This is a genomic window from Gilliamella sp. B3783 (assembly GCF_026536125.1).
In the GTDB taxonomy this organism is placed as follows: domain Bacteria; phylum Pseudomonadota; class Gammaproteobacteria; order Enterobacterales; family Orbaceae; genus Gilliamella.
On the sequence record NZ_JAFNOU010000002.1, the window covers coordinates 92,109 to 118,538 of the forward strand.

Genomic DNA, 26,430 nt, shown 5'->3' on the forward strand with positions numbered 1-26,430 from the left:
TGTATTATGAGACATGGTGAAGCAGGATTTTCTGCTTCATCTGATGCAAGTCGACCACTTACTGCTTATGGCATTGAACAAGCGAATCAAGCCGGTCAATGGCTTCAACAGCAACATTTTAAATTTGACTTAGGTTTAGTGAGTCCATATTTACGAGCAGAGCAAACGTTTGCTCAACTATCCTCTTATATTCCTATTTCAAAAGTAAAAACAGAAAAGCTTTTGGTTCCAGGTGGAAGTGCTGCTTCAATTGCTGATTTTTTAATGACCCTTATACCCCAAGATGTTAAGCAAGTGATTATAGTTTCACACCTTCCATTAGTCGGCTATTTAGTCAATGAGCTTTGCCCTCATATTTCGCCACCGATGTTTCCAACAGCTGCAATTGCATGTATTAACTACTCAATTGGCACCGCAGGAAATCTTGAATGGTTTCATCAAGCGGAGTAAAAAAACTTAATCTTTTTGATTTACCGTTAACCGGACGTACCTTAATTGAAGCCTCGGCCGGAACAGGTAAAACCTATTCACTTGCCTTTATCTATTTGCGATTGTTATTAGGCATAGGCAAAAACAGTTATCCTAACCCACTGAGTATTAATCAAATTTTAGTTGTCACCTTTACTAAAGCGGCAACGCAAGAGCTGCGTTCACGCATTAGAGCAACTATACAAGAACTAAGAACAGGATTACTGCAAGGTAACCATTCAGATCCGATATATCAACAATTGATTGAATTAATTGATGACCGTCAAGCTGCGATTCAAAAACTCACTGAAGCCCAACAATCAATGGATGATGCGGCTATTTATACCATCCATAGTTTTTGTCAGCGAATATTGACTAGTCATGCATTTGAATCGGGTGTACTTTTTGAACAAAAATTAATTACTGATGAGCAGCAATTACACTTACAAGTTACCCAAGATTTTTGGCGTCATTATTTTATTCCCTTAAATAAACCACTTGCTCAGATAGTTTTTGCAACTTGGCAAGATCCAGATGCCTTATTAGCAAGTATTAAACCTTATTTGAGTTTTGATTTTAGCCAAAACACAGATGACAATATCGATCTTGTGAATATTATTAATGATTTTTATCAGCGTAATTTTTACAAAATCGAAATGTTAAAACAGGCTTGGTTAGAATCAGTAAATGAATTAACCGATATCATTATTCAGTCAGGCGTCAGTAAACAATCTTATAGTAATCGTTATTTACCTAATTGGATTGCCAAAGTTTCGGCTTGGTGCCAAACACCGACAACGACGTTTAAGTTACCCGCTGAACTGGAAAAGTTTAGTCAAGCGGTATTAATTGAAAAAACGAAAACCGATAAGACGGCTCCACGACATTTAGTTTTTGAGCAAATAGCACAACTTTATACAAGCCAACTTGATTTACGCAACGAAATTTTGATGCATATTGTTAAAATTATACAAAAAGGCATTTATTATCAGAAGATTAAACGTGCCGAGATGAGTTTTAACGATCTAATTTGGCAACTTAATCGGGCCTTGCAGGCCAAAAATGGTCATCGATTAGCACAAAGTATTGCAAAAAAATATTGTGTTGCTTTAATCGATGAATTTCAAGATACCGATCCCGCACAATATCAAATATTTGATCTTATTTATAATAAGCAGCGAGTAGATACAGGTTTATTGTTTATTGGTGATCCCAAACAAGCAATTTATAGCTTTCGTGGCGCTGATATATTTACGTATTTAAAAGCAAAACAGTCGGCAGGCGAAAATAATTTTACCATGTATGTTAATCACCGATCTTCTTCTGAAATGGTAAAGGCTGTAAATCAGTTATTCGCTAATCGTCACCATCCTTTTATTTTTGATCGCATTCCCTTTTTACCTATGGAAAGTGCAACAAGAAATAATCAAAAAACGTTGATAATCAATGATCAAGAGGCAAATGCCTTAACGGCTTATTTATTACCTGAAACTATAACAACTATTACAGATTATCAAGAACATATGGCGATTTGTTGTGCTAAAGAAATTGTTTCATGGTTAACGGATAGTTCAATATTCATCTGTGATAAAGATGGCAAACGCCCTGTGGCAACTAGCGATATTGCAATTTTAGTGCGCACCGGACAAGAGGCTGAAATAATTCAACAAAAACTGGCGATTTATGGGGTTAAAAGCGTTTATTTATCCAATCGAAATAGCGTCTTTTCGTCAACCGAAGCACAGGATGTGCTTTCTGTATTGCAAGCCGTACTCATGCCAGAAAATGAAGCAGCATTACGTTTAGCGCTAATGACTAGGTTATTAGGTCAAACCATGGCAGAACTTGAGCAATTGATTGATGATCAAGATCAGTGGGAAAATTTAGTAGAGGAATTTAAACAATATCAGATTATTTGGCAACACTATGGGGTATTAGTGATGTTACGTCGTTTGATGAAACGGCGACACTTAGCCGAAAATCTTTTAGCTTGCCAGAATGGCGAACGAATATTGACTAACTTCATGCATTTAGGGGAATTATTACAAGCCGCCGCGGATGAGTTAGATAGTTTACCGGCTTTAGTTCGTTGGTTGACTAAACAAATAGTCAATCCCGATTTGAATTTAGACAATCATGAACAACGTTTAGAAAGTGATGAAAATTTGGTCAAAATTATCACGATACATAAATCTAAAGGGTTAGAGTTTCCAATAGTTTGGTTGCCATTTGCGGCTAAATATCGCCCTGCTAATAGCCAATTTTATCACGATAAACATAATGATTATCAGCCAAGCTATGCGTGGTCGTTAACTGATGAAATTAAACAACAAATTGAAGATGAACATCTGGCAGAAGATTTACGATTGCTGTACGTGGCAATGACTCGCTCTGTTTATCATTGTAGTATTGGTTTAGCTTCTTTGAAAAAAAATCAATCAGCGATTAATTATCTTTTAAATGATGATTTAAAATCGATAGCCAAATTTTCAAATTTAATTGAGGTTGAATTACCTATAGTCGGTGAACAGTATATTTCACCAAAAACATCAAATAGCACCTTGTTTGCAAGTGTATTTAAGCGAAAGCTTTCGAGTTGTTGGCGTGTGACAAGTTATACTGAACTTCAAAAGCATAATGGTAGTTCAATATTGAATTATGCTATCTTCGATGATTGGGATGAATCTCAATCAGATAATCAAGCGCAACAGTTAGTGCAATTATATGATATTCATCATTTTCCAAAAGGAGCTTATGTTGGTACGCTTATGCATACAATGATGGAAAATGTTGCAGGGAATAATGTTGCTCAATTATGCGATGAAATGGTAAAAAAACTCAATTTAGACGCAATCTGGATCGATGTTGTAAGTGATTGGATGCAACAGGTGCTTAGCACAAAAATTAATCAGCAAGGGCTTACATTAGCGCAAATATTAAGTGGAAAATGTATTCACGAGCTTCAATTTTATTTACCTATTCGTCAAGCCGTGTCTAGCTTGCAATTGGACTCTTTGTGTAAACAATATGACCCTTTATCTAAACAATGCCCAGAATTAGATTTTGAAACAGTACAAGGTATGTTGAAAGGGTTTATTGATTTAGTGTTTGAATTTGAAGGTAAATATTATATTGTTGATTATAAATCGAATTGGTTAGGTGATTCTGCTGCTTATTATCAAAAGCCCGCATTAGAGCAGGTAATGTGTGAACATCGTTATGAATTACAATATCAACTCTATTGTTTAGCATTACATCGATTTTTAAAAAGTCGTTTAGTCAATTATCAATATCAAGACCATTTTGGTGGGGTGTATTATCTTTTCTTACGGGGTATGCCCGAATACGGGATTTTTTATTGCCAACCAGCAAAACAGTTCATAGAGCAACTTGATCAGTTATTTGACGGGGATAATAAGTACAATATTTAATCCGTTAATCTTAGCACTTGATGGTTTGAGCTATTTTTTGGCGTTAAATTTTGCAGATTTTTTTGTTGGCATGTTGTTATCTAAACCGAAATACAGAAGGTATCGACTACTACCTTCTGTATTAATTATTGGTAGGTAACCGTTTAATTTTATGAGCATTTAAAAACCAATTGATAACTGTAATACTTTTCGGTTAATAAAAATTCTTTATGGACATTAGGTGTCCAAGAATCATCGCCACCAATTCCCATATGAAATGCATCAATACTGACATAAGCGCTGTCTTGTGGTTGCAATAGATGTCGATGTGATGTTTCCATTAACTGTTTTGTACCATATTGATTAATATTAAATTTAAATTGATGACCCGTAATGGTTAATTGATTGAGTTGTAATTTTTTTACATCGCAACGTAAACCATTTTCACAAGGAAAAATATAAGGCGTGTAGAGTTGGGAAAAAGGTAAACACCAGTCACTAAAGATTGCCGATGTTTTACGATCTGGATAATTTTCGTGTGGACCTAATCCTAACCATTTTACCTGTTTTGGTACCTGTTTTAATTGAAATGTTAACCCTATACGTGCAGGTGGTGGCATATTATTCGCAATATCAATTTGTACAGATAAGGTTAGTTGTCCTTGCTGATCAAATTGGTATAACCATTTACTTTGAATGGCTTTTTTATTTTTTACAACATATCCATGAAGCACTTCGATAATAATTTTATCAGAAGATTCGGCCACTTTTATCCCAAAACATTGGTGTTTTAGGTCATAATAACCCGCCGCTTTCCACTGCTCAACCCAAGCAAAAGGATTATTATTGCTATCAAAATCACCACTGATACCTATATCATTATCAATTGGTGCACGAATAAATTGATCGGTAAAAGCTGAAGCTAATAACGGTTTGTTTCCTTTAAACCATTGTTCTAATTGACCCGATGCTTTATTCAATTGCCAACGTTGATTTTTATAATTTATGACATAATTATCCTGATTTTCGGTTAACTTAAGCGAACTTTTATCTTGATTAATAGTCAGTAATGGAATAAAAGTGTTGGTTAACTTCCACTGTTCCCATGCGACTAGGTGCCCAGCAGCAGACCATGGCGTGGTTTTGCTTTGAATAATTTTGACTGATAAATGCAAATCTTCACAGTTAAAATCATTACCGACATCATCACACAAAACCATTTTTATTGTGCTATTGGCTTTAATGTCCAGTTTGGTTTTGCTGTATTTTTGTTTTTTACCCTCGACTAATAACTCCCATTGTAAAACCTCATGATTGGTATGATAAAATAAATACTCGCTGGTTATCTCAATTACTAATGGTTTTTGACTTATTAGCTTAAATTGATAAGGTTGCTGTAATTTCTTAGCTTCGATTAAACTAGGATGAGCATTGCGGTCGGGGAACACTAATCCATCTAAGCAAAATTGTCTATCGTGATATGCTTCACCAAAATCCCCGCCATAGGCCCAATAACTTTCCCCCGTTTGAGTTTGACAGCGAATACCATGATCTGCCCATTCCCAAATAAATCCGCCTTGTAAACGAGGGTATTGCCTAAATGCTTGCCAATACTTATAAAACGCACCTAAACTATTACCCATGGCATGCGCATATTCACATAAAATAAGAGGCCTGTGTTCATCAGGCATTGAAATCCATTTTGTTATTGCCCATTTAGGTACCGTTGGATGCGGTTGATCTTGCTCAACACGTGCATACATTGGGCAAATGATATCGGTAGCAGCTGTATTCGCACCACCCCCTTCGTATTGTACAGGTCGCGTTGGATCATTGCTTTTAATCCAAGCATAAAGTGCATCGTGATTAGCACCATGACCAGATTCATTTCCTAATGACCAGATTATAATTGAGGGATGATTTCGATCACGTTGTACCATGCGCGTGACGCGTTCGCTATATGCTGCAAACCAACGAGGATCATCCGATAAACGGGACATAGGAAACATACCATGCGACTCAATATTGGCTTCATCCACTAAATACAGCCCATATTGGTCACAAAGTTCATACCATCTTGGATCATTAGGATAATGACTACATCTAACTGCATTAAAATTGTGTTGTTTGATGAGTTTTATATCATGCAACATCGCTTGTTCAGTGACGGCATACCCCATATCTGGATAGAATTCATGTCGGTTTGTCCCTTTTATGAGTAGAGCTTTACCATTTAAGCAAAGCTGACCATGTTTGATTTCAACTGTCCGAAAACCGACATTGTAGGCTTCTGATTCTATCAACCCTGTTTGTTTATGGTATAAACTGATAACCACACGATAAAGATTCGGCGTTTCCGCGCTCCATAATTTGGGGCTGGTGACTGGTATATGGCAGTCTAAGCGATCGTGATATCCGCCTTTTTCGTCAACAGCATCAGTACCAATGCTTTGAGAATGCTTAGTTATTAATTTATTTTGTTGCCATAATTCAATATCAACATTGAATAAATCTTTGTTGTCATCAAGATTGACATCAATCTGTAGTGAAAGCGTGGCATTTTGATAAAGTGCATCGAGTTGGGTGTGAATTTTTATGTCTCGTAAATGTGATTTCGGTTTATTTAATAACCAGACTTGGCGAAAAATACCACTTAATCGCCACATATCTTGATCTTCAAGATAACTACCATCGCACCACTTTAATACTAATACCGCAATGCGATTTTCACCGACCTTTAAAAAAGGTGTTAAATCAAATTCTGCCGCAATACGACTATCTTGAGAGTAGCCAACCCATTGACCATTACACCAAAGATGAAACGCTGAGCTGACACCATCGAATATAATTCTGGTATTTCCTTGTGCCAGCCATTGTTGAGTGATATTGACATAGCGAGAATAACAGCCTGTGGGATTTTGTTCCGGTAAAAAAGGTGGATTATAAGGAAAAGGATAACGTATATTGGTATAAACCGGTTTATCATAACCCTGCAATTGCCAATTAGACGGAACAGGAATAGTTGTTTTGTCTAACTCTTTTTTTAACCATGATTCTGGTACTTGATTTGGGCTATTGTAATAGCTAAAAAACCAATCGCCATTTAGTGACATAGTGGTGTCTGAATTCAGATTGTTTTTAGCGCTCTGTTTATCTCGCCAACTGTGAAATTTAGCATGTGTATCGAGTCTATTCAGACTTAACACAGATAAGTTATTCCAATCATGGCGGTTAATTATTTCATTGAAAGAAGGGGTCATATACTCTCCATTTACTGTTCCGTTAACCACTATTTTTTATTTATTGTAGTTAATGACATGAGCATTAATTGTTATAAATTATAAGTAACGGGTAATTTAAAACAGTGATCTAGATAACATTTATGTAACCGAATACATCTTTTTTCTAAATGGCTAGATTGGTTTATTTTTTTTATTTGTGATTTTCGATTACATCCCTTTTTGTATATAAATAGATAACTATTACTGTGATATAGGTCACAGCTTAGACATTTAATTTATTTATCACTATTTTTATTTGTTATATTAAAAAACGATAATTATTCTTCAAAGGATTGTTACCGCTGTGTAACGGGCAAAACCTAAAGAATAGCCATAAATAGCTATTCTTTAGGTTTTTTTTTGCCTCGAATTTACGAGGCTTCATTATGTTTTATAAAATAATGAGTAGGTAAATATGAAATATTTAACAAATAAGGTTGTAAAAGTCATAGCCAAACTAAAACAAATTGCGTTAATTACGATGTTAAGTTTATGCTATTTGCCAAATGTTATGGCTGCAACGTCAGAAGAGTTAGAAGCAAGGATAACAATTTTAGAACAGAAGTTACTAGAGATCAGTAAAGACTCAGCGGATTTAAAAAAGCAACTTGTTGAGTCAAAAAAGCAAATTGCTCAATTAAATAATAATATTCAAAAACAACAAGTCGTTATTAACAATCAACAAAAACAATTAAAAAATCAGACAGCATCACTCACCAATTCTAAAAAATCGGCTCGTTCACCACAAATTAATGTCAATAATAGCGTAAGTGATAATCAAATTGTGTTAGTTAATGATGTTAAAACTTCTTCTGCATCAGACGAAGATGGTTCTGCAAAAAAATCTTTTACTCTATCTGAATTTAAAGATTATATTAAAGATGAAATTGGATTTTCTTATAACGGTTATTTCCGTGGTGGATGGTCAACATCGAATAATGGTAAACCTAAAAACTATGCTGAAGGTGCGTTAGGTCGATTCGGTAATGAATATGGCGGTTGGTATGATCTTATTTTTAAACAAAAAGTTTATGATCAAGATGGGCGTAGAGTCGATGCTATTGTCATGATTGATGGGAATGTGGCAACCAATAAGGCAGCGGGTTTATTTAATACCCAAGATGATAATATTATGCAATTCTCTGATATTTATTTAGCTACTAAAGGATTTGTGCCTCGTTTCCCTGATGCAACATTATGGATTGGTAAGCACTCTTTACCTTACAACGAAATTCAGATGCTTGACTGGAAAACGCAAAAAACACCTGCTGGTGGTGGGGTAGGGATTGAAAATCTTGCCGTTGGTATTGGTGTACTTGATTTAGCTTTAGTTCGAGCTGATGTGAATGTAAAAAGTAAAAAAGCTGATGTGGTTGGTATTGATGAAAATGGCAATCAGATTACTAGGCATAAAAAAGAGGACGTTGATCTTAATGAAATCGAATTACGTTATCATAACATTCCATTGTGGAAAGATGCGCTGTTTGGCATAAATGCACGTTATTCAGCACCGAATAAATCCAAAATTCAAGGCAATGTAGAAGTCAAAAATGCATGGCTTGGTAGTTTTGTATTACGTCAGAATGAATTTTTTGCTGGATTCAATCAGTTTACACTACAAGCAGCGACAAATTCGGTTGCTTCACAATTAGCCAACATCAATACTAATAATCCAGAGTTTGCAGCTAATGCTGATAATGATTATATTGGTGAACATACTGGTGGTAAAGCTTATCGCTTGGTTTCTGAAGGTGAAGCTTATTTAGCCGATAATGTTATTGTTGCCCATGCATTGGCACTAACTACGGGTAATGATGTTTATTCTTATGATCTCCATCGTGCTCATACCAATTTTTCTAGTTTTAAATCAGCGGTAAGACCTGCATATATATGGGATACCTATAACCAGAGTGGTGTTGAGCTTGGCTATTTTAGACAGAAAAATAAAGCTAATAGTCAAACTTACGTTGAGGAAGGCTATAAAACAACGCTTTATCATTCTTTCAAAGTCGGACAAAGTATTTTATCTTCTAGACCTGATATTCGTTTTTATGTTTCATATATTGAATCATTGCAAAATGATATTAGTAAGTTTGATTTTAATGGTAAGCATCACCAAATTAGTTTTGGGGTACAAACAGAGGTTTGGTTTTAGCTAATATCTTTTAATCGAGAGGGATAATACAATACGATTATCTGAGCTAATAGTATGCATCAAAAATCATTAAGTAAGCTCAGATAAGTGGTGATTATCCTCTATTTTTGATAGTGTTGATAAACTAAGATGTTATTGGTTGTTAATAATCATGTTATTTGATCAAATTGACAGAATAACGTTTAGTTAGCGTAGGTATAAATATATTAACTAAATTAGCGGGTGGCGCTTCACCTTTAGCAAGTTTTAATGCTAATTCAGCCGCTTGTTCTGCCATCGTTTGTAATGGATAACGGATAGTTGTTAATTTAGGGTGCAAGTAGCGAGCAAGAAGTAAATCATCAAAACCTATAATAGAAATCTCGGTTGGAATTTTTATATCATTATCATACAACACTGACATTGCACCAGCGGCCATAGAGTCATTATAACAAGCTATAGCGGTAATTTGACGATTGCGTTCGAGTAATGTCATCATAGCTTGTTCGCCACCGACTTCGTTAGGTGAGGCAAAAGCTATAAGTTTTTCATCAAGCTCTATATTATATTCAGCTAAAGCATCTTTATAGCCTTGCAAACGGTCAGATGCATCCGAGATATCATGGTTTGAACATAAATAACCAATTTTAAGATGGCCATGTTGAATTAAATGCTTCACCGCTAAATAAGAACCATAACGATCGTCGAGTGCAATACACCGTTTTTCAAAGCCGCTCACTACCCGATTGATTAATACCATTCCTGGCACTTGCTGCATTAATTTTTTTAATATACTGTCGGGCAAAACCTTAGCATGAACAACTAATGATGAACAGCGATGTTCGATAAGTTGCGTTATTGCATTATATTCTTGATCATGTTGATGATAGCCATTTCCAATTAATAAAAAATTACCTGTTCGATGAGCTACTTTGTCAACGGTACTTACCATCTCACCAAAAAAAGGGTCGGAAACATCGGCAACAACAATGCCTATGGTATTTGAATTTTGTTGGGATAACGCGCGAGCATTGGCATCAGGATAGTAATTTAATTTTTCCATAGTTTTTTTTACAATTTCACGTGTATTTTCGCTAACATTGTTTGCATTATTAATAACACGAGATACTGTTGCCACTGAAACTTTGGCTAATCGTGCAACATCTTTTATTGTCGCCATAAAACTACCTTTTAATTGATTACTACTAATTATTTATATCCATATTTGATACTTTATGTTTGTCCATATAGAGTTTCGTAAGATTACCAATGATTCAAGCAAAAGGGCTCGCAGTTTGGGAGAAATCCTGTACTTAAAATCTTTAAGTGAATTCAGTATGTAATACTCTGAATATATGAGCCAACGCATTATAATACGAGAAAATTTTGCTTTTGCCAATTGCTCTCTGGTTTGTCGAATCGATTCAGTTTAAATATATTAATTAAGAGGGATTTGTGCTGTTGAAATCCCTCTTGAATTGCTAAAAAATTAAGCCTCTTTGCTAAACAATTTATACCGATGTGATCTTGATTAGCATTGCAGTTGCAGGATCTAGTACTGGTAGGGGTAAACCAATATTCATTAACCAATCGCCCGATAACGTTGTGCTTTTTACCATCCAATTAGGTAGGGCTTTCATGACATGTCCATTCACTTTAGGATCAATATTATTAGGCATGTCAAGAATCTCAATGTGATAATCTTTATCTGGTAATAAACCCGCTAAACGTAAATTACCACTCAAAGCATAAGTCGGTAAAATAAGTTGTGCAATTATAAAAGCGGCCTCGGTTTGGTCTTGGCTAACCACACCATAACTTTGCATGGCTTGATTATCATCAACATCTAACCGAATAAAATTGCCTGAATGGAGCAATGAACGTAATTGTTTATGTAATTTTATATAATTAGCAAATGATAGTTTTTCTTGTTGTGATTCTTTTACAGGATCGAGTTCTACCCCCATATGGCCAAATAGTGCAGTTAAACCACGTAAATTCATATCAATTTGCCTATATGTGGTATGACATAGCGCTCCACCAATATGGGCTCCTATTACTTCTGGTGGGAAAAAATAACTCATGCCCCGTTGAATTATTTGTCTATCTAATGCATCGTTGGAATCCGATGCCCAAAAACGTTGAGTACGTTTTAATATTTCATAATCAATGCGACCACCGCCAGATGAGCAAGATTCAATTTCGACATTCGGGAATTTTTTTTGCAAAATATCAAGTAACCGATAAACAGCTTTAGTTTGGCCAACTATAGCCGGATGACCATTATGACCCGCTTGTACGATTTCTCTATTCATATCCCATTTTATGTAGTCTATGTCGTAACTTCCAAGTAACCAGGTTAATCTTTCGAGCAAATAGTCAAAAACATTTGGATTTTGTAAGTCTAGTACATATTGATGACGACCTTCAGGTTGTTGATAACCTTGAAGTTCTAATAGCCAGTCAGGATGGGCACGATATAGATTAGAGTTTTTGTTAATCATTTCAGGTTCAACCCAGATACCAAATTCCATACCAAGGTCTTTAACATGTTTAATGACTGGTTCTAAACCATTTGGATATTTGCGCTCATCAAGATACCAATCGCCCAAGCCTTGATAGTCATCATCGCGATGACCAAACCAGCCATCATCAATAATGAAACGTTCAACACCTATTTGAGCTGCTTGTGTTGCCATTTTCATAATATAATCGGGATTATGATCAAAAAAGATGCCTTCCCAAGTATTAAGATGAACAGGGCGTGGTTTATGAGCAGAAAACTTAATAATATTGGTTCGTAAGAATTGATGAAAGTGCTGACTCATTTTATTTAAACCTTGATCACTATAGGTTGCATATAACCATGGTGTACTTACTGTTTCTCCTTTAGCTAAAGATATTTCGCCCGCCAGGTAAAGTGCTTCGGCTTGAATAAAACGTTTTCCATTGCTTTTGACGGCTACCTGTATGCGGTGGTTTCCGCTCCAACCTAAATGGATACCCCATACTTCTCCTGTTTGTTCCTTAAAACCACTTGTACCGACAATCATGCCAGGAAAATATTCATGTGAAGTTCTTCCTCGGCGATTCTCTTGTAAGTATCCGCAATGTTCAATTTTAGTGCGATGTGGAAAAAATTCTTTAATCCAACGACCATTAAATGCCATTAATTCCTGCGCCCGTTCAGGTATAGGTAAGGTTACTGACAAACGATTCACTTGATAAGGCTGCTCTGCTAAATTGGTTAGGCTATTTTGACATTGCAAAACACCACTTTCATCTAAAATGAGTTGGCTAGTTAAACGAAGCTTGGCAATATCATCTTCACTAATAATAGTAATATTGTTATTGTTTTTTTTGACTTCTTTAGTGATAAATACTGGAGACCAATCTTTGCCATTCCGATGTCCTTCAAGCCCGGGTGTACTAAAGTTACCTAACCCTTCTTCAGGACAAAGTGTGAATGGAACATCAATATCTAGGCGTGAATTAGGTATGGCAGGGTTAAGCATATCGATAGAATTGATATTTAAATTTTGTAATCGTTTTCCAAAATAACAGATTTCAGCATAAGGTTGCGTGCGTAAAATTATATCTAAGTTATTATTGCCAAGATGGTAATTCATGTTTTCTCCAAAATTGATTACTAAAACAATTCTTATACAGTAATGATAATTTAATTAGAAGGATATTATTAATTTTTTGTTTTGTGATTAAGATCTCATAAAATGTAATCGTTTTCATTTTTTAGGGTTATTAACTTCATTCAAGTAAGATATATTATGAAATGATTATGCGAAAAATTCATTTTTTATGCTATTATGAACCAATGTTGGGTGAATAGATTAAATATCATGAAAAAACATAATATTATTGCTGTCGTTTCTTTTTTAAGTTGTGCTTTTAACGCTTATGGTGTAGATAAATATATCACCGATGATGTTGATGTTTACTTGCGTCGAGGTCCGGGGGCACAATATGCTTATTCAAATTCAGCAAAAGCGGGCGAAAAAGTCATTGAACTTGAAAAAAATAGTGATGGTAAATATACCAAAATTCAAGTCAATAATGGTAGTGTTGCATGGATTGAAACAAGTAAACTTAACGATCAACCGAGTTGCAAAGAGCGACTGCCATCTCTCGAATCTGAACTTGTCCAGTACAAAAGTAAAGCTGATAATGCCGATCAGTCCCAACAAGATGTGGCTAATCAATATGTGCAAAAATTGCAAGATGCAAACACTTTAATTGAGTCTTTACAAAATAAAAATACTGAGCTTGAAAACAAACTTAAGCAGCAAAATAGTCAACTTGAGTCAATGCTCAATCAAGTGGATGATAAACGCCGTGATCTAATTATCACTTGGTTCACCTATGGCGGACTCGTTGCTGGTGGAGGCTTAATTTTAGGTTTAATTTTACCATTAATTATGCCACGCCGTAGAAAAGATCGTTGGATGCGTTAAATGTCAAAGATCTATCTTGTCGGCGGCAGTGTTCGGGATAGATTATTAGGATTACCTGTAGTCGATCATGATTGGGTTGTTGTTGGTGCAACACCCGATCAGCTCCTTGCTTTAGGTTACCAACAAGTTGGTAAAGATTTTCCTGTATTTTTACATCCTACTACTAAAGAAGAATATGCACTAGCGCGTACTGAACGAAAGTCAGGTAACGGTTATACTGGTTTTATTTGTGATTTTGGGTCAAATATCACGTTAGAGCAAGATCTTATTCGTCGCGACTTAACAATTAATGCGATAGCGATGGATGAGCAAGGGCATATTGTCGATCCTTATAATGGTGTAAGTGATCTCCATAATAAAATACTACGTCATGTATCTTTGGCTTTTCGGGAAGATCCTTTAAGGATATTACGCATTGCTCGCTTTGCTGCTCGCTATCACCATTTGGGATTTAAAATAGCGCCAGAAACGTTAATTTTGATGAAAGAAATGGTTGATGCTGGCGAGGTGTCATATTTAACGCCTGAACGCATTTGGAAAGAGACAGAAAAAGCATTATCGACTCAGCATCCACACATTTATTTTCAAGTACTCAACCAATGTGGTGCGCTTGCTGTGTTATTTCCGCAATTAATATTGTCACAAAATGTTGTTGATGCGTTAGCTAGATCTGTTGAGTTAACTGCGCTATTAACGGTTCGTTTTGCAATATTATGTGCCCAGATGCCGACTAAGCGAAGTGTTGAATTGTTATGTCAAAAAATAAAATCACCTACAAGTTTTTTGAAGATAGCTGTTATGGTTCAGCAATATGGTAAAGCTGTTGAAGATATAAAGCAGTTGACGGCAGAGCAGATTATCCATTTACTAAATAGTATTGACGTTTGGCGTAATCCCCAACACCTTGAACAATTAATTATTGCAAGCCATGCATATTGTAAACAAGAACCATTTTTGCAAGCTCAATACTTAAATGAAGCTTATAATGTTGCCAATAGTGTTAACGTGCAAAATATTATTGCAGATGGTTTTGTTGGTAAAGCTATTTATAATGAATTACAAAAAAGGCGAATTGAAGCGTTATTAAACTGGATTTGATTGCATCTTAATCAATCGTCATTTTTTTTCAAAATATCTAAAAAAAAGGGTTGACGATTTGGCTTAAGACAAGCATAATGCGCCTCGCAGTGTTGGTTATGACGTTGCGAATGAGATGGCTACGTAGCTCAGTTGGTTAGAGCACATCACTCATAATGATGGGGTCACAGGTTCGAATCCCGTCGTAGCCACCATTAAGGTTAAGTAATACTTTTACCGGAAGTATACAGTGCGGGTGTGGCGAAATTGGTAGACGCACCAGATTTAGGTTCTGGCGCCGCAAGGTGTGTGAGTTCAAGTCTCTCCACCCGCACCATTTTAATCTTAGTATCTATCCTTTATTGGGGTATAGCCAAGCGGTAAGGCAGCGGGTTTTGATCCCGCCACTCCCAGGTTCGAATCCTGGTACCCCAGCCATTCCAATCTGCATATTTTTGATATCTCACTCTTTTGTATTTTATTGTTAATCATATCGATTTCTAAATTATTCATATGCGGGTATGGCGGAATTGGTAGACGCGCTAGATTCAGGTTCTAGTTCCGAAAGGTGTGCGAGTTCAAATCTCACTACCCGTACCAGATATCATTTTCACACTATAGTGGGGTATAGCCAAGCGGTAAGGCAGCGGATTCTGATTCCGCCATTCCAAGGTTCGAATCCTTGTACCCCAGCCACTAAATTTTTATAAAACAATGAGTTAAACGTATATAATTGCATGGTTAATTATAGCAACTATAGCTTATGGCGGTAAAATGACGGTGGGCTTTCTTGGTCAGAAAAAAGACCGGAATAACCGGCCTTGTTTATTAGCTTTTAAAGAAAGTCAATTCCACACATTGAAGCCGCACGTAAAAAACGAATAATACCTTTATCGGGAATGCACGGCAATTTTCATACCATCTTTTTCCGCAACTAGCTTATGAATTGATTCATCTTTATTACAATATACCGCGATTAAAATACCGTTAAGAGCCATTCTTGAAATGTAATGTGAAAATTTAAATTTTTTTTAATTGTTTACCTTTTTACACCCCAGAATCTGCCGAGTTGTTTCTTAACTCTGGATATATAATATAATGGGGAGGTTATTAGTCAGCAATTATTTTAATTTTTTAATTTTTCTTTTAAAAGTTTTAGACCTTCAAATATTGCCGCTTTCTGGGTACCACAAATTGCCGCCAACTCTTTTAATAGTGAGCTCTCATCTTCTGTTAAATATGTACCAGCCAGTCGAGGACGCCCCGCATTCCTGTCTCTATATGCTTGCTCATTTTTGCGTTGTCTTTCTCTATTCATAATTTAACTCCGAATCTATATTGATATAGCAATCGTCCCCCACTTTTGATTGAAAGCGATATACATTAATTTTTTTACTATTACATGTCATTAGTAGCAAATGTTTATTATCAAAATCTTGATTGTATAATTGCCAAAATGCCATTTTTGCAACATCAAAATTAGTCGTATTTGTACGAGTGTGAAGGAGTATTTCACTGCCCCCTTTTCGTTGTTTTATCACATAAATTCTATATGTTTTTAAATTCTCAGGTGATGCCATCCTCTGCCCCTTAAATCATTGTATGTATCTGTTGTGCTACGATATTTGTGCCCCAGCAATACTTGTATATTAACTCCCTGATCTCGGTATAATCGTTCTGCTAGTGAGCGTATTTCAAAAAAATTGGCGGGTCATAGTCTTCCCAATATTTTGCGGGGAAAATTGTATCACATAATTTACACAAATTACGATTAAGCCGCCAGTATTGGACCGGCTTACCATTTACTTCGATAAAGCATTCATTGCCGCCACAATTCAAAATCGCATCTTCAATGCACATATTAACTACATTTAAAGTTAAATTCGGCGGTAACGCAATTTTTGCTCCGTGTTTGATCAATTTTTTTTCGCCATATGTAGTAGTCACATATTTACGCCCTTTCGTTTGATGAATAAATAAATGATTATTTCGAACAAAAAAATCTTTTTTATTATTCCCCAGCGCAAAGCGCAGTATGTGCGAATTATCAGTTTAAGCCGAAAGTTAACTGTGTAACTTAATAAGTTGTAGTGAGCCTGGGCACCACTTTTATAAATTGGTAATAGCATCGTTAATATTGGGCTATAGAGCTTGATATTTAAATGTCTGGATTTTATTTTCTATCTTGTGTAATTCTTAAGAATGCTATTTATCGGCTAACTGTTGCAAGCTTGATTGGTTACTCGGTAAGGTTAATCAATAATAAATGGGTCATCCATTCAAGTTCATATGGTTGCCGGCAACAATTTTCTGTCGAATTAGAGTTTTTTCAAGCAAATTGCTGGAGTATCACTTGGATAAGTTACAGTGAAATTTCAATTATCAATTGTTTGTTAAGATAAACGGTTGAATGAGGTACAAACAAAATTAACTGAGTTATTCTTTCGATTGAATTTTAATAATTGATAATATTGGTTCATTATCATAGTGTATCAAAATAAATAAAGTTTCTTTTATTATGGTTGAGTGCTGTATTGAATTAGCGTGGTTCAAGAGCGGCAAAAGTAGGGCATATCTCGTTAAATAAATGGTTTGTTTGGACATCTAAAGTTGAAGTGATATTAAACAATACATAAATTAACTTATAAAGTGAACTGTATTGTCTTATCTTTAATTTAAAAAGCTAAATAAGAGATTGTGAAATAGGCTCAAATCAATTAAGTGTTTGGATTGTGTAATAAAGAGGGAATAAAATCTGTTAATAAAAAATAAGTTTTCGATTTGTTAGAATATAAAGATATTGATATTTTGATAGTTATTTTTATCATTAGATGTATTCCACATGCATAATTTATATAGCATGTGGAATACGTATAAACTATAACGTATTATTTATATAAGTTTACATATACAGTTTGTGAAGTGCCTTTTGTATTTGCAGATACTTCTTTCACATAATAGAAATGTGCACCATTAGCAATTGCTTGTTTTTGAGCAGCAGCACTGATTTCAGCTGTATTGTTGAATGAACCATGGAAACTAATAGTGTCATATGGTTTCATTTTTTTGAATGCATCGCTGCTGATTTCGTAAGCGTCTTCACCTTCAATTGCTTTAGTCACGATGAAATCTCTTGCTACAGCATCTTTTTTGTATAATGCAACATCAATATCTTGTGCTTGATTTTTTACATCAGCAGGTGCAATTGAATACACATAGAAAGCATATGCATTTTTTTCTGCTGCTAATTTACTTGCTGCATTCATAATATCTGAAGTGTTGTTGTAATTACCTTTAAATTTAATCACTTCAAATGGTAAGTAGTAAAGTGCTTTCGCACGAGGATAAACAACAACACCATTTTGAGTCACTTCTTCTTTTTTAACTGCAACAGGTTCTTTTGATTGATAAATATCAGCATAAACGATTGCTTGATCAGCTGAATCACTAGTTGTTGCACTTTCAATTGATTTAATATGATAGTATTTAGCGCCTGCTTCATCAGCTGCACGAGAAATATCACTTGCCGCATTATCTGCTTGTAAATATTTACCTGTTACTGAGATTTCTTTAAGTGGGATTAAATTACTGCTTTCTTTGGCTGTTAGTGGTTCTGCTGCATACAAGCTTGCAACTGGTAGTGATAACAATAGTGCTAATGCAACAGATGATTTTTTTAAACGTTTCATGATAATTTCCTTCATTTTTATTTATTGAAATTAGAATTAAATTTAACGCTTTTTTTAATTTGCAAATTCATGACATCACTTATAGAGCAAATGGAATATCACGTACTCTACGGTATAATGCCTTAATCTACTTATTACTAAATGCGTTTAGACATAAAGCTTTTTCACTGAATAATTATAAAATAGCTTTTTTCTTTCCTATATATGTATGAATTTTAAGATAATTCTCAAGATATTTATAGTGGAAAATAAAACTTCATAGCACTTTTTGCTAAAAATGCAACAAATTGCTAACAATAGTTAATTTAAAACGATACAACAACTTTTTGAATTACTTGGTTATTTTTGAAATTTAAACAACTACCTGAATTTGATGAATAAAGTTATTCAATATTTGAGCTGTTAATCCCCAAATAATATAATTATTATATTGGTAAAAGTAAACTAAATGTTCTGATCTTTTCTGCCATTTTTGAGGGCGATTAGGCAATAAATGAAAAGGAAAGTCTTTGCCAAGTTTATGGCCAACTTCGACGGTAGCTTGGCTAGGACTGTTGTTGATAAACCAATTAAGCGGTACGGTAAAAACTTCTTCAACTTCATCAGGATTAAGGATAAAGTTATCTATAGATTTGATTTCACCGACAAAAGGGTAAATAGTCATAGCAAAATTTGCGATAAATTTAGGTAATTGTCCTAAAATAGTTATTTGTGTGGGTAAAATACCTAATTCTTCGCAAGTTTCACGTTTGGCTGTATATTCTGGATTACTATCGTCTACCTCTACTCGCCCACCTGGAAAGCAAATATCACCAGGTTGCCATTTCAATGTTTTCGAGCGGACTTGAAACAGTAAATGCAATTGATTATTGACCTTAACAAGCGGTATTAAAACTGCTGCTTTTTGATTCATTTCGTTTGCTATCTTATCTGTTTTCAATAAGTTAGCTATCTGTTCTGTTGTGATCATAATATTTATTTAGTTTTGTTTTTAAATTTACGCTGTATTTACGTTATAATATGAACATGGTAGATTGAAGTTGTTTGTTAGTAGTACACGTGGTTCACCTTGATAATGTCATGCAATATTATATTAACAACATAAAAAAAGAACTTAAAGATCTTGCTTTACTAAAACATAAAAGAGCACTCGATGGTATGTCCTTAGAGTTCCAACGTGTTTTTACATTGTTGCCTGCGCTTTTTCATTTTCATCATCCGGCTTTGCCTGGCTATTTAAACGAAGATACCCCGATGGGCATTGCTTGTTATCAAGCTTCTGATGAAGTTTTTGCTCAGTTAAAAAATGAATTTAATTTTAATCTTCCACAAGCATTTAATAAGGCAGATATTTCCGCATTATATTCAATGGGCAGTACTTGCTCTATCGGCCAGTCAGTAACGTCAGATCTTGATATTTGGATTTGTATTGAAAATAATTTATCGGCAGTTAGAAAATCGTCATTACAAAAAAAATGCCGATTGATTGAACAATGGGCAAAAGAGCTTGGAATAAAATTAACATTATTTGTTGTTGATGTAGATCGTTTTATTAATCAACATCATGAATGTTTAATGGGCGAAAACTGTGGTTCTGCTCAACATATTTTATTATTGGAAGAGTTTTATCGATCAGCTAATTTACTTGCAGGCAAACTATTATTGTGGTTTGCTGTGCCCGCAAATTTAACCGTGAATAATACAACCTATCCTAGCTATGAAAAATGTATTGAAGCGTTAGTTGAACAAAAAATAATTGAACGTGATCAATGGATCGATTTTGGACCTTTAACTGGGCTATCGGCAGAAGAATATTTTGGCGCCAGCCTGTGGCAACTTTATAAAAGTATTGATTCACCTTTCAAAGCGGTATTAAAGACATTATTACTTGAAGCCTATTCGTGGATATATCCAGAAAACAAACCTATTGCTTATCAAATGCGCGATTTGATACAAACATTTAAAAGCGATGAAGGGTGTTATCTTGATTCTTACTATATGCTATTGCAACGAATCAGTAACTATCTAATTGAAATTAAAGATTTCTCGAGATTAAAATTAGTAAGAACGTGTTTTTACCTAAAAGTTAATGAAAAATTATCTATTGCAAATTTTACGCTATCGTGGCGTCGTAAAGTACTTGAAGATTTGGTAAAGCAATGGAAATGGGATAAATCATGTTTTGCTAAACTCGATACCAGCGATACTTGGAAAATAGAACAAGTTCGTGAAATACATGAAGTTTTACTGCAAACTATGATGACGGGGTATCGTAACTTACTTAATTTTGGTCGCCGTAATAATTTGGATTCTTTAATTAGTCCCCAAGACTTAGCAATATTAACACGTAAATTGTATGCTTCATTTGAAGTATTACCGGGTAAAATAACCACATTAAAGCTTAACATTTCTCATAATTTACAAGAAGAGGCGTTAACCTTTATTCATGTTAAAGAAGATAGAATAAATCGAGCTGGTTGGTATGTTTATAAACAAAAACCAATATTGGATCAAATTATTGGTCACCAATATTTAGAATATAGTAAGTATTTAGTTAAGCTGGTAAGTTGGTGTTACTTTAATCGTTTAATCTCGGACTCTACTGAATTTTATTATCACGATGGCGAGGATCGGGATAAAGCAAAAATAACCAAATTTATTGATGACCTAAAAGAATATTTTCCTATTGATGTGCCAGCAGCAACCGAAGAGCAATTGTATGGCCCATGTGAAATCCGACATTTAGCGATCATCTTGAATTTAGAAAATGATCCAACTACTCAATGTGAATTAGACCATGAAATTAATACTAATATATTAAATTATGGTAAAAAAGAGTTAAGTTTAGTGGGATCGGTTGATTTGCTTTATCGCAACTCATGGAATGAAATTCGCGTTTTGCACTTTAGTGGTACATTATGTGTCCTTGAAGCCATAAAAGCATTACTAAACCGAATGCATAAAGATGCGGATTTACCCAATTCAATGGAAATTTTTTGTTACAGTAAATATTTTAGTGTTGAAATTAAAAAACAGATTAAAAAATTAATGGATGATTGTGTCGAATTACGTTTAACTACTACTATCAATAATTCGACTCAAGTTAAACCATTAAGAATTGATGGAGCATCTTGGTATTTATTTTTTGAACGTTTAGGTGTTTCATTCCATCAATTTGAAAATGCTATCGACTTTTATGGTGCGGTATCGAATAACAAAGTTCAAGGTAGGCCTTTAAACATTTTAGATGAAACCAATGAACTCCCAAAAGAAATTGACAGTGTAGCTTATCAAGGCATCATACAATTCTTTTTTGAAGATACCCAAACAGGTTTTGATCTGTATATTTTAAATGAACATAATCAGATCGAGATCTATCGCAATTGTAATGGTAATAAAGAAAATATGGTCAAAGCAATCAACGATTTTTATGTTTTGTCTGATGATCGCTTTACTTTTACTACAAGCAGCTCTGTTAATTTTAATCTTCCGCAATTCTATCAAATTACCTACAGTGATAATGGGGATCGTGAGATCTTTTTATTAAATTAATCGATCTCAATTAAAAAATTAATGTAAAAAAATTTGAGAAACACATTACGTTTTAGTATAAAAAAGAGTAAAAAAGTAATTTTAATAGGTAAATTTTTAAAATTTCTATTAAAATGTGGGAACTTTTTTTAAATTTAAGAATCTAACTGTTTGTAAGCGCAATTTTGGGCCACATAGCAGTTATTAACATAATGAGGAATGGCCTGTAATGGGGGAGAAAGTAACAGACCAAGTATTAGTTGATCGTGTATTAAACGGAGATAAAAATGCGTTCAATTTGCTTGTACTACGTTATCAAAATAAACTCGCTCATTTGGTTTCTCGCTATGTTTTAGCTTCAGAAATACCTGATGTTGTGCAAGAAACTTTTATTAAGGCTTATCGATCGTTAAGTCTATTTAAAGGTGAAAGTATATTTTATACGTGGTTGTATCGAATAGCAGTTAATACAGCAAAAAATTATTTAATTTCTCAAGGACGACGTCCTCCATCTTCAGATATCGATGCAACTGAGGCTGAAGGATATGAAGGTGCAGATTCGTTAAGAGATTTGGACAATCCAGAAAGTTTAGTCCTGTCAAAAGAGGTTGAAAAAGTTGTATTTGACGCTATTGAAGCTTTGCCTGATGATTTAAGAACGGCTATTACTTTACGGGAAATAGACGGTTTAAGTTATGAGGAAATTGCTGAAATTATGGATACACCAGTTGGAACAGTGAGATCACGTATTTTTAGAGCGCGTGATATTATTGATGAAAAGATTAAACCATTAATAAATGGTTGAAATGAATTAATAATAAGCAGTGATAAATTTAAGGTATCTATTATGCAAATAGAACAAAAAGAGCAACTTTCATTACTCATGGATGACGAGTTAAACGACGATCACTTCATTGATGCTGTATCAAAAGATGAAAGTTTACAAGCATGTTGGCATCGTTATCACATTGTAAGATCTGCAATGCGTGGTGAATTGCACGATAGTTCATTGACGTTAGATATTTCAAATCAAGTCGCAAAAGCAATCGCTGCTGATAATTTATATTTACCTCTACCAAATCAACCTGATCAAAATAACGTTGATATTCCCAAAGCACAAAATCTTATTTGGCTTCGAATTAAAGATTGCTTAGGTAAAGTAAGTCAGGTTGGACTAGCAGCCTGTGTGACTTTAGCGATTATTGCAGGCGTTCAATATCACCAAGGGCAATCCGATGATTCCAACGGTTCGCCAGTCTTAAATACTGTACCCATTGGGGTAAATGTCGCGCCAGTTGGTGGTATACAACAGCACAATGATCAACAACTAATTGAAAAAAGACAGTATGATAAAATTCGACTGTTGGTCCAAGATTATGAATTGCAAAAAAGGCTCAATGCGTACTAATTTTATATGAATTTTTCATTTTATTTAACTAAGTGCAAAATCAAACAGAGTATAATGATTATTGTTACTCTGTTTTTTATGTTGTTTGCATTATCTGTTTTTGCTGCTGATACCGATAAAGCGGTAAATTTGTTAAATAAAATGAGCAAATCTGTCCAAACAAATAGTTATCAAATCCATTTCCTTTCACAAGATAAAGATCAGTATGTCACTACCTTTGAATATAGCCATTTAGGGGCTTTACAAAAAGAGGAGGTCAAAGCGCAATTGCTTTATCTTGAAGGTCCTGCAAAAGAGATTATTTTACACAATAATATTACCAGTTATTTTCAACCTGATAGTGCATCTTTTTCTATTACCAGCCCTCGTATAACCGAAGCCTTCCCTGATGTCATTTATAATGATTTTACTAAACTTACTGATGTATACGAATTTGTGAAGTTAGGTAAAACTAGAACGGCCAATCGCAGTGTACAGCTAATAAAAATGATAGCTAAAGATAAAGATCGCTATAGCTATATTATTTGGATAGATGACAAGAATTTTTTACCGATACGAATCGATTTACTTGATCAAGATGGTGAGATTATCAATCAATTCAAAGTAGTAGATATCGATGAAGACTTTGATCAGAAAAAAATGAAAGATTATATCGATAGCCGTACTTACCCTATCTTATTATCTATTGAAAAACAGAACAATATGTTAGATGCATGGCGATTAGCTTGGTTACCAAAAGGATTTAAAGAAGTTGCTGCTTATAATGTCAATTTTTACAATTCTGATATTGCAACCAAACTTTTTTCGGATGGCGTATTTTCGTTCACAGTAAATGTTTCTTCTGATTCATCAAATCAATCAAACCAGCTTATACAACAAGGTGGACGTACAATTTTTTCAACAAATATTGGTAACAAAAATATTATTATTATTGGTAACTTGCCTAAAACTACCATTGAGCGAATTGCTCAAAATATTGTTGAGAAATAGCTGCAAACCTTTCGATAAGACTATGCTTAGTGGCTATTAATGTGTAGAATGTTGCTTTTCTATTTTCCGTGATTATCTAATTGCTCTATTATTTGTCAAAACCATTATTGGATAATCAACAGTATATAACTAAAATATAAACTATAATTTATTGATATGAATAAAAATATCCGCAATTTTTCAATTATTGCTCATATTGATCATGGTAAATCGACACTTTCAGATCGTATTATTCAAATTTGTGGTGGTCTTTCTGATCGCGAAATGGCAGCCCAAGTTCTGGATTCGATGGATCTTGAGCGTGAACGAGGTATCACAATTAAAGCACAAAGCGTGACATTAGATTATCATGCTAAAGATGGTCAAACCTATCAGCTTAATTTTATCGATACGCCCGGACATGTTGATTTTTCGTATGAGGTTTCTCGTTCGCTAGCCGCCTGCGAAGGTGCCTTATTGGTTGTCGATGCTGGTCAAGGGGTAGAAGCACAAACCCTTGCTAATTGTTATACTGCTTTAGACATGAATCTGGAAGTTGTCCCGGTACTGAATAAAATTGATTTGCCAGCAGCAGAACCAGAGCGCGTTGCCGCTGAAATTGAAGACATTGTTGGTATTGATGCAAGTAATGCTGTTCGATGTTCAGCCAAAACCGGGGTAGGTGTTGTTGATGTACTTGAACAATTAGTAAAAGATATTCCCCCTCCTGAAGGTGATTCTAATGCACCATTGCAAGCATTGATTATTGACTCATGGTTTGATAACTATTTAGGTGTCGTGTCGTTAATTCGGATTAAAAATGGCGAACTGCACAAAGGTGATAAAATCAAAGTAATGAGTACTGGCATGACATATAATGTCGATCGCCTTGGTATTTTTACACCAAAACAAGTTGATAAAGATTCGCTAAACTGTGGCGAGGTTGGCTGGGTTGTTTGTGCAATCAAAGATATTTTAGGTGCACCAGTTGGTGATACCTTAACCTCCGCCAGAGCTCCAGCGGATAAACCATTACCCGGGTTTAAAAAAGTAAAACCACAAGTTTATGCTGGTTTATTCCCGACAAGTTCTGACGATTACGAAGCATTTCGTGATGCACTCGGTAAATTAAGCTTAAATGATGCGTCATTATTTTATGAACCAGAAAATTCAGGTGCCTTAGGATTTGGTTTTCGTTGTGGTTTCCTTGGGTTATTACACATGGAAATCATTCAAGAACGATTAGAGCGCGAGTATAACCTTGATTTAATTACAACTGCGCCAACTGTTGTTTATGAAGTTTTAACCACATCAAATGAAATTGTCTATGTTGATAGCCCAGCTAAGCTACCAGCTGTAAATAATATTCAAGAACTTCGTGAACCGATTGCTGAATGTAATATTTTAGTGCCGCAAACTTACTTAGGAAATGTTATTACCTTATGTGTAGAAAAACGTGGTGTACAAACTAATATGGTTTACCATGGTAATCAAGTCGCACTGACTTATGAAATCCCAATGACTGAAGTTGTATTAGATTTCTTTGATAAATTGAAATCAACTTCGCGTGGATATGCATCATTAGATTATAGTTTTAAACGTTTTCAGGTTGCTGATATGGTCAGACTAGATGTACTGATTAATGGTGAGCGAGTTGATGCGTTAGCTCTAATTACACATAAAGATAATGCACCTTATCGTGGGCGTGAATTAGTTGAAAAGATGAAAGATCTTATTCCTCGTCAGCAATTTGATATTGCTATTCAGGCAGCTATAGGTAATCATGTTATTGCTCGATCAACAGTCAAACAGTTACGCAAAAACGTATTAGCCAAATGTTATGGCGGTGATGTAAGCCGTAAGAAGAAACTTTTACAGAAGCAAAAAGAAGGTAAAAAACGCATGAAGCAGGTAGGTAACGTAGAACTACCGCAAGAAGCATTTTTAGCTATTTTGCATGTAGGAAAAGATTAATTAGTTGAAGAGGTAAAAAA

Annotated in this window: 17 protein-coding genes and 5 tRNA genes; 15 read left to right on the plus strand and 7 right to left on the minus strand. The window is 34.7% G+C overall.

Annotated features, from left to right (window positions below; all coding sequences use genetic code 11):
• Positions 1-6 precede the first annotated feature (6 nt).
• Together sixA and recB are read left to right on the plus strand one after the other, a co-directional pair.
• Complete coding sequence (sixA, locus tag J3U59_RS02840) at positions 7-450, plus strand: phosphohistidine phosphatase SixA (RefSeq protein WP_267333326.1); 444 nt, start codon at positions 7-9, stop codon at positions 448-450.
• Positions 429-3,899, plus strand: a complete 3,471-nt coding sequence (recB, locus tag J3U59_RS02845; protein WP_267333327.1) for an exodeoxyribonuclease V subunit beta — start codon at positions 429-431, stop codon at positions 3,897-3,899. The genes sixA and recB overlap by 22 nt, the downstream gene beginning before the upstream one ends.
• A 149-nt stretch (positions 3,900-4,048) precedes the next feature.
• On the opposite strand, the gene J3U59_RS02850 is transcribed toward recB, so the two are convergent.
• Complete coding sequence (locus J3U59_RS02850) at positions 4,049-7,138, minus strand: beta-galactosidase (protein WP_267333328.1); 3,090 nt, start codon at positions 7,136-7,138, stop codon at positions 4,049-4,051.
• Between the two features lie 436 nt (positions 7,139-7,574).
• Between J3U59_RS02850 and J3U59_RS02855 the strand changes: the two genes are divergently transcribed.
• On the plus strand, positions 7,575-9,314 hold the full coding sequence (locus J3U59_RS02855; RefSeq protein WP_267333329.1) for a carbohydrate porin: 1,740 nt from the start codon (positions 7,575-7,577) through the stop codon (positions 9,312-9,314).
• Positions 9,315-9,468: 154 nt separating this feature from the next.
• On the opposite strand, the gene J3U59_RS02860 is transcribed toward J3U59_RS02855, so the two are convergent.
• Both J3U59_RS02860 and J3U59_RS02865 read right to left on the minus strand, forming a co-directional pair.
• Positions 9,469-10,473: a substrate-binding domain-containing protein gene (locus J3U59_RS02860; RefSeq protein WP_267333330.1), complete on the minus strand. Its 1,005-nt coding sequence runs from the start codon at positions 10,471-10,473 to the stop codon at positions 9,469-9,471.
• Between the two features lie 331 nt (positions 10,474-10,804).
• Complete coding sequence (locus J3U59_RS02865) at positions 10,805-12,922, minus strand: alpha-galactosidase (RefSeq protein WP_267333331.1); 2,118 nt, start codon at positions 12,920-12,922, stop codon at positions 10,805-10,807.
• 228 nt (positions 12,923-13,150) lie between these two features.
• Between J3U59_RS02865 and J3U59_RS02870 the strand changes: the two genes are divergently transcribed.
• From J3U59_RS02870 to J3U59_RS02900, 7 genes are all read left to right on the plus strand, one after another.
• Positions 13,151-13,762 carry a TIGR04211 family SH3 domain-containing protein gene (locus J3U59_RS02870; RefSeq protein WP_267333332.1) on the plus strand — a complete coding sequence of 204 codons (612 nt, stop codon included), beginning with the start codon at positions 13,151-13,153 and terminating at the stop codon, positions 13,760-13,762.
• Complete coding sequence (locus J3U59_RS02875) at positions 13,763-14,860, plus strand: multifunctional CCA tRNA nucleotidyl transferase/2'3'-cyclic phosphodiesterase/2'nucleotidase/phosphatase (RefSeq protein WP_267333333.1); 1,098 nt, start codon at positions 13,763-13,765, stop codon at positions 14,858-14,860. It abuts the gene before it with no gap.
• 117 nt (positions 14,861-14,977) lie between these two features.
• A tRNA-Met gene (locus J3U59_RS02880) sits at positions 14,978-15,054 on the plus strand.
• A 37-nt stretch (positions 15,055-15,091) separates the two neighbouring features.
• Positions 15,092-15,176: transfer RNA gene (locus tag J3U59_RS02885), tRNA-Leu, on the plus strand.
• Between the two features lie 26 nt (positions 15,177-15,202).
• Positions 15,203-15,277, plus strand: a tRNA-Gln gene (locus tag J3U59_RS02890).
• A gap of 77 nt (positions 15,278-15,354) precedes the next feature.
• A tRNA-Leu gene (locus tag J3U59_RS02895) sits at positions 15,355-15,439 on the plus strand.
• Positions 15,440-15,460: 21 nt separating this feature from the next.
• A tRNA-Gln gene (locus J3U59_RS02900) sits at positions 15,461-15,535 on the plus strand.
• Positions 15,536-15,965: 430 nt separating this feature from the next.
• On the opposite strand, the gene J3U59_RS02905 is transcribed toward J3U59_RS02900, so the two are convergent.
• From J3U59_RS02905 to J3U59_RS02920, 4 genes are all read right to left on the minus strand, one after another.
• Positions 15,966-16,157 carry a hypothetical protein gene (locus J3U59_RS02905; RefSeq protein ID WP_267333334.1) on the minus strand — a complete coding sequence of 64 codons (192 nt, stop codon included), beginning with the start codon at positions 16,155-16,157 and terminating at the stop codon, positions 15,966-15,968.
• Complete coding sequence (locus J3U59_RS02910; RefSeq protein WP_267333335.1) at positions 16,150-16,419, minus strand: hypothetical protein; 270 nt, start codon at positions 16,417-16,419, stop codon at positions 16,150-16,152. The genes J3U59_RS02905 and J3U59_RS02910 overlap by 8 nt, the downstream gene beginning before the upstream one ends.
• A gap of 1,308 nt (positions 16,420-17,727) precedes the next feature.
• Positions 17,728-18,528, minus strand: a complete 801-nt coding sequence (locus tag J3U59_RS02915) for a YdgH/BhsA/McbA-like domain containing protein (protein ID WP_267333336.1) — start codon at positions 18,526-18,528, stop codon at positions 17,728-17,730.
• Between the two features lie 352 nt (positions 18,529-18,880).
• Positions 18,881-19,441 carry an NUDIX hydrolase gene (locus tag J3U59_RS02920; RefSeq protein WP_267333337.1) on the minus strand — a complete coding sequence of 187 codons (561 nt, stop codon included), beginning with the start codon at positions 19,439-19,441 and terminating at the stop codon, positions 18,881-18,883.
• 146 nt (positions 19,442-19,587) lie between these two features.
• Between J3U59_RS02920 and J3U59_RS02925 the strand changes: the two genes are divergently transcribed.
• The 5 genes from J3U59_RS02925 (at position 19,588) to lepA (ending at position 26,410) form a co-directional block, all read left to right on the plus strand.
• Positions 19,588-22,080, plus strand: a complete 2,493-nt coding sequence (locus J3U59_RS02925; RefSeq protein ID WP_267333338.1) for a class I adenylate cyclase — start codon at positions 19,588-19,590, stop codon at positions 22,078-22,080.
• A 208-nt stretch (positions 22,081-22,288) separates the two neighbouring features.
• On the plus strand, positions 22,289-22,864 hold the full coding sequence (gene rpoE, locus J3U59_RS02930; protein WP_267333339.1) for an RNA polymerase sigma factor RpoE: 576 nt from the start codon (positions 22,289-22,291) through the stop codon (positions 22,862-22,864).
• Positions 22,865-22,906: 42 nt separating this feature from the next.
• Positions 22,907-23,467, plus strand: a complete 561-nt coding sequence (locus tag J3U59_RS02935) for an RseA family anti-sigma factor (RefSeq protein WP_267333340.1) — start codon at positions 22,907-22,909, stop codon at positions 23,465-23,467.
• Between the two features lie 54 nt (positions 23,468-23,521).
• Positions 23,522-24,457 (plus strand): MucB/RseB C-terminal domain-containing protein, encoded by a 936-nt coding sequence (locus tag J3U59_RS02940; protein ID WP_267333341.1) that lies wholly within the window; start codon positions 23,522-23,524, stop codon positions 24,455-24,457.
• A gap of 156 nt (positions 24,458-24,613) precedes the next feature.
• Positions 24,614-26,410 (plus strand): translation elongation factor 4, encoded by a 1,797-nt coding sequence (gene lepA, locus J3U59_RS02945; protein ID WP_065633325.1) that lies wholly within the window; start codon positions 24,614-24,616, stop codon positions 26,408-26,410.
• The last annotated feature ends 20 nt before the right edge of the window (positions 26,411-26,430 follow it).

Bases quoted from the DNA above. Each gene is read 5' to 3' on its own strand.
- J3U59_RS02860 (WP_267333330.1), bottom strand. From the start codon at position 10,473: ATGGCGACAATAAAAGATGTTGCACGATTAGCCAAAGTTTCAGTGGCA.
- J3U59_RS02920 (WP_267333337.1), bottom strand. From the start codon at position 19,441: ATGAATCAAAAAGCAGCAGTTTTAATACCGCTTGTTAAGGTCAATAAT.
- lepA (WP_065633325.1), top strand. From the start codon at position 24,614: ATGAATAAAAATATCCGCAATTTTTCAATTATTGCTCATATTGATCAT.
- J3U59_RS02905 (WP_267333334.1), bottom strand. From the start codon at position 16,157: ATGAATAGAGAAAGACAACGCAAAAATGAGCAAGCATATAGAGACAGG.
- J3U59_RS02910 (WP_267333335.1), bottom strand. From the start codon at position 16,419: ATGGCATCACCTGAGAATTTAAAAACATATAGAATTTATGTGATAAAA.
- rpoE (WP_267333339.1), top strand. From the start codon at position 22,289: ATGGGGGAGAAAGTAACAGACCAAGTATTAGTTGATCGTGTATTAAAC.
- J3U59_RS02915 (WP_267333336.1), bottom strand. From the start codon at position 18,528: ATGAAACGTTTAAAAAAATCATCTGTTGCATTAGCACTATTGTTATCA.
- sixA (WP_267333326.1), top strand. From the start codon at position 7: ATGAGACATGGTGAAGCAGGATTTTCTGCTTCATCTGATGCAAGTCGA.
- J3U59_RS02850 (WP_267333328.1), bottom strand. From the start codon at position 7,138: ATGACCCCTTCTTTCAATGAAATAATTAACCGCCATGATTGGAATAAC.
- J3U59_RS02875 (WP_267333333.1), top strand. From the start codon at position 13,763: ATGTCAAAGATCTATCTTGTCGGCGGCAGTGTTCGGGATAGATTATTA.
- recB (WP_267333327.1), top strand. From the start codon at position 429: ATGGTTTCATCAAGCGGAGTAAAAAAACTTAATCTTTTTGATTTACCG.
- J3U59_RS02940 (WP_267333341.1), top strand. From the start codon at position 23,522: ATGATTATTGTTACTCTGTTTTTTATGTTGTTTGCATTATCTGTTTTT.
- J3U59_RS02870 (WP_267333332.1), top strand. From the start codon at position 13,151: ATGAAAAAACATAATATTATTGCTGTCGTTTCTTTTTTAAGTTGTGCT.
- J3U59_RS02865 (WP_267333331.1), bottom strand. From the start codon at position 12,922: ATGAATTACCATCTTGGCAATAATAACTTAGATATAATTTTACGCACG.
- J3U59_RS02935 (WP_267333340.1), top strand. From the start codon at position 22,907: ATGCAAATAGAACAAAAAGAGCAACTTTCATTACTCATGGATGACGAG.
- J3U59_RS02855 (WP_267333329.1), top strand. From the start codon at position 7,575: ATGAAATATTTAACAAATAAGGTTGTAAAAGTCATAGCCAAACTAAAA.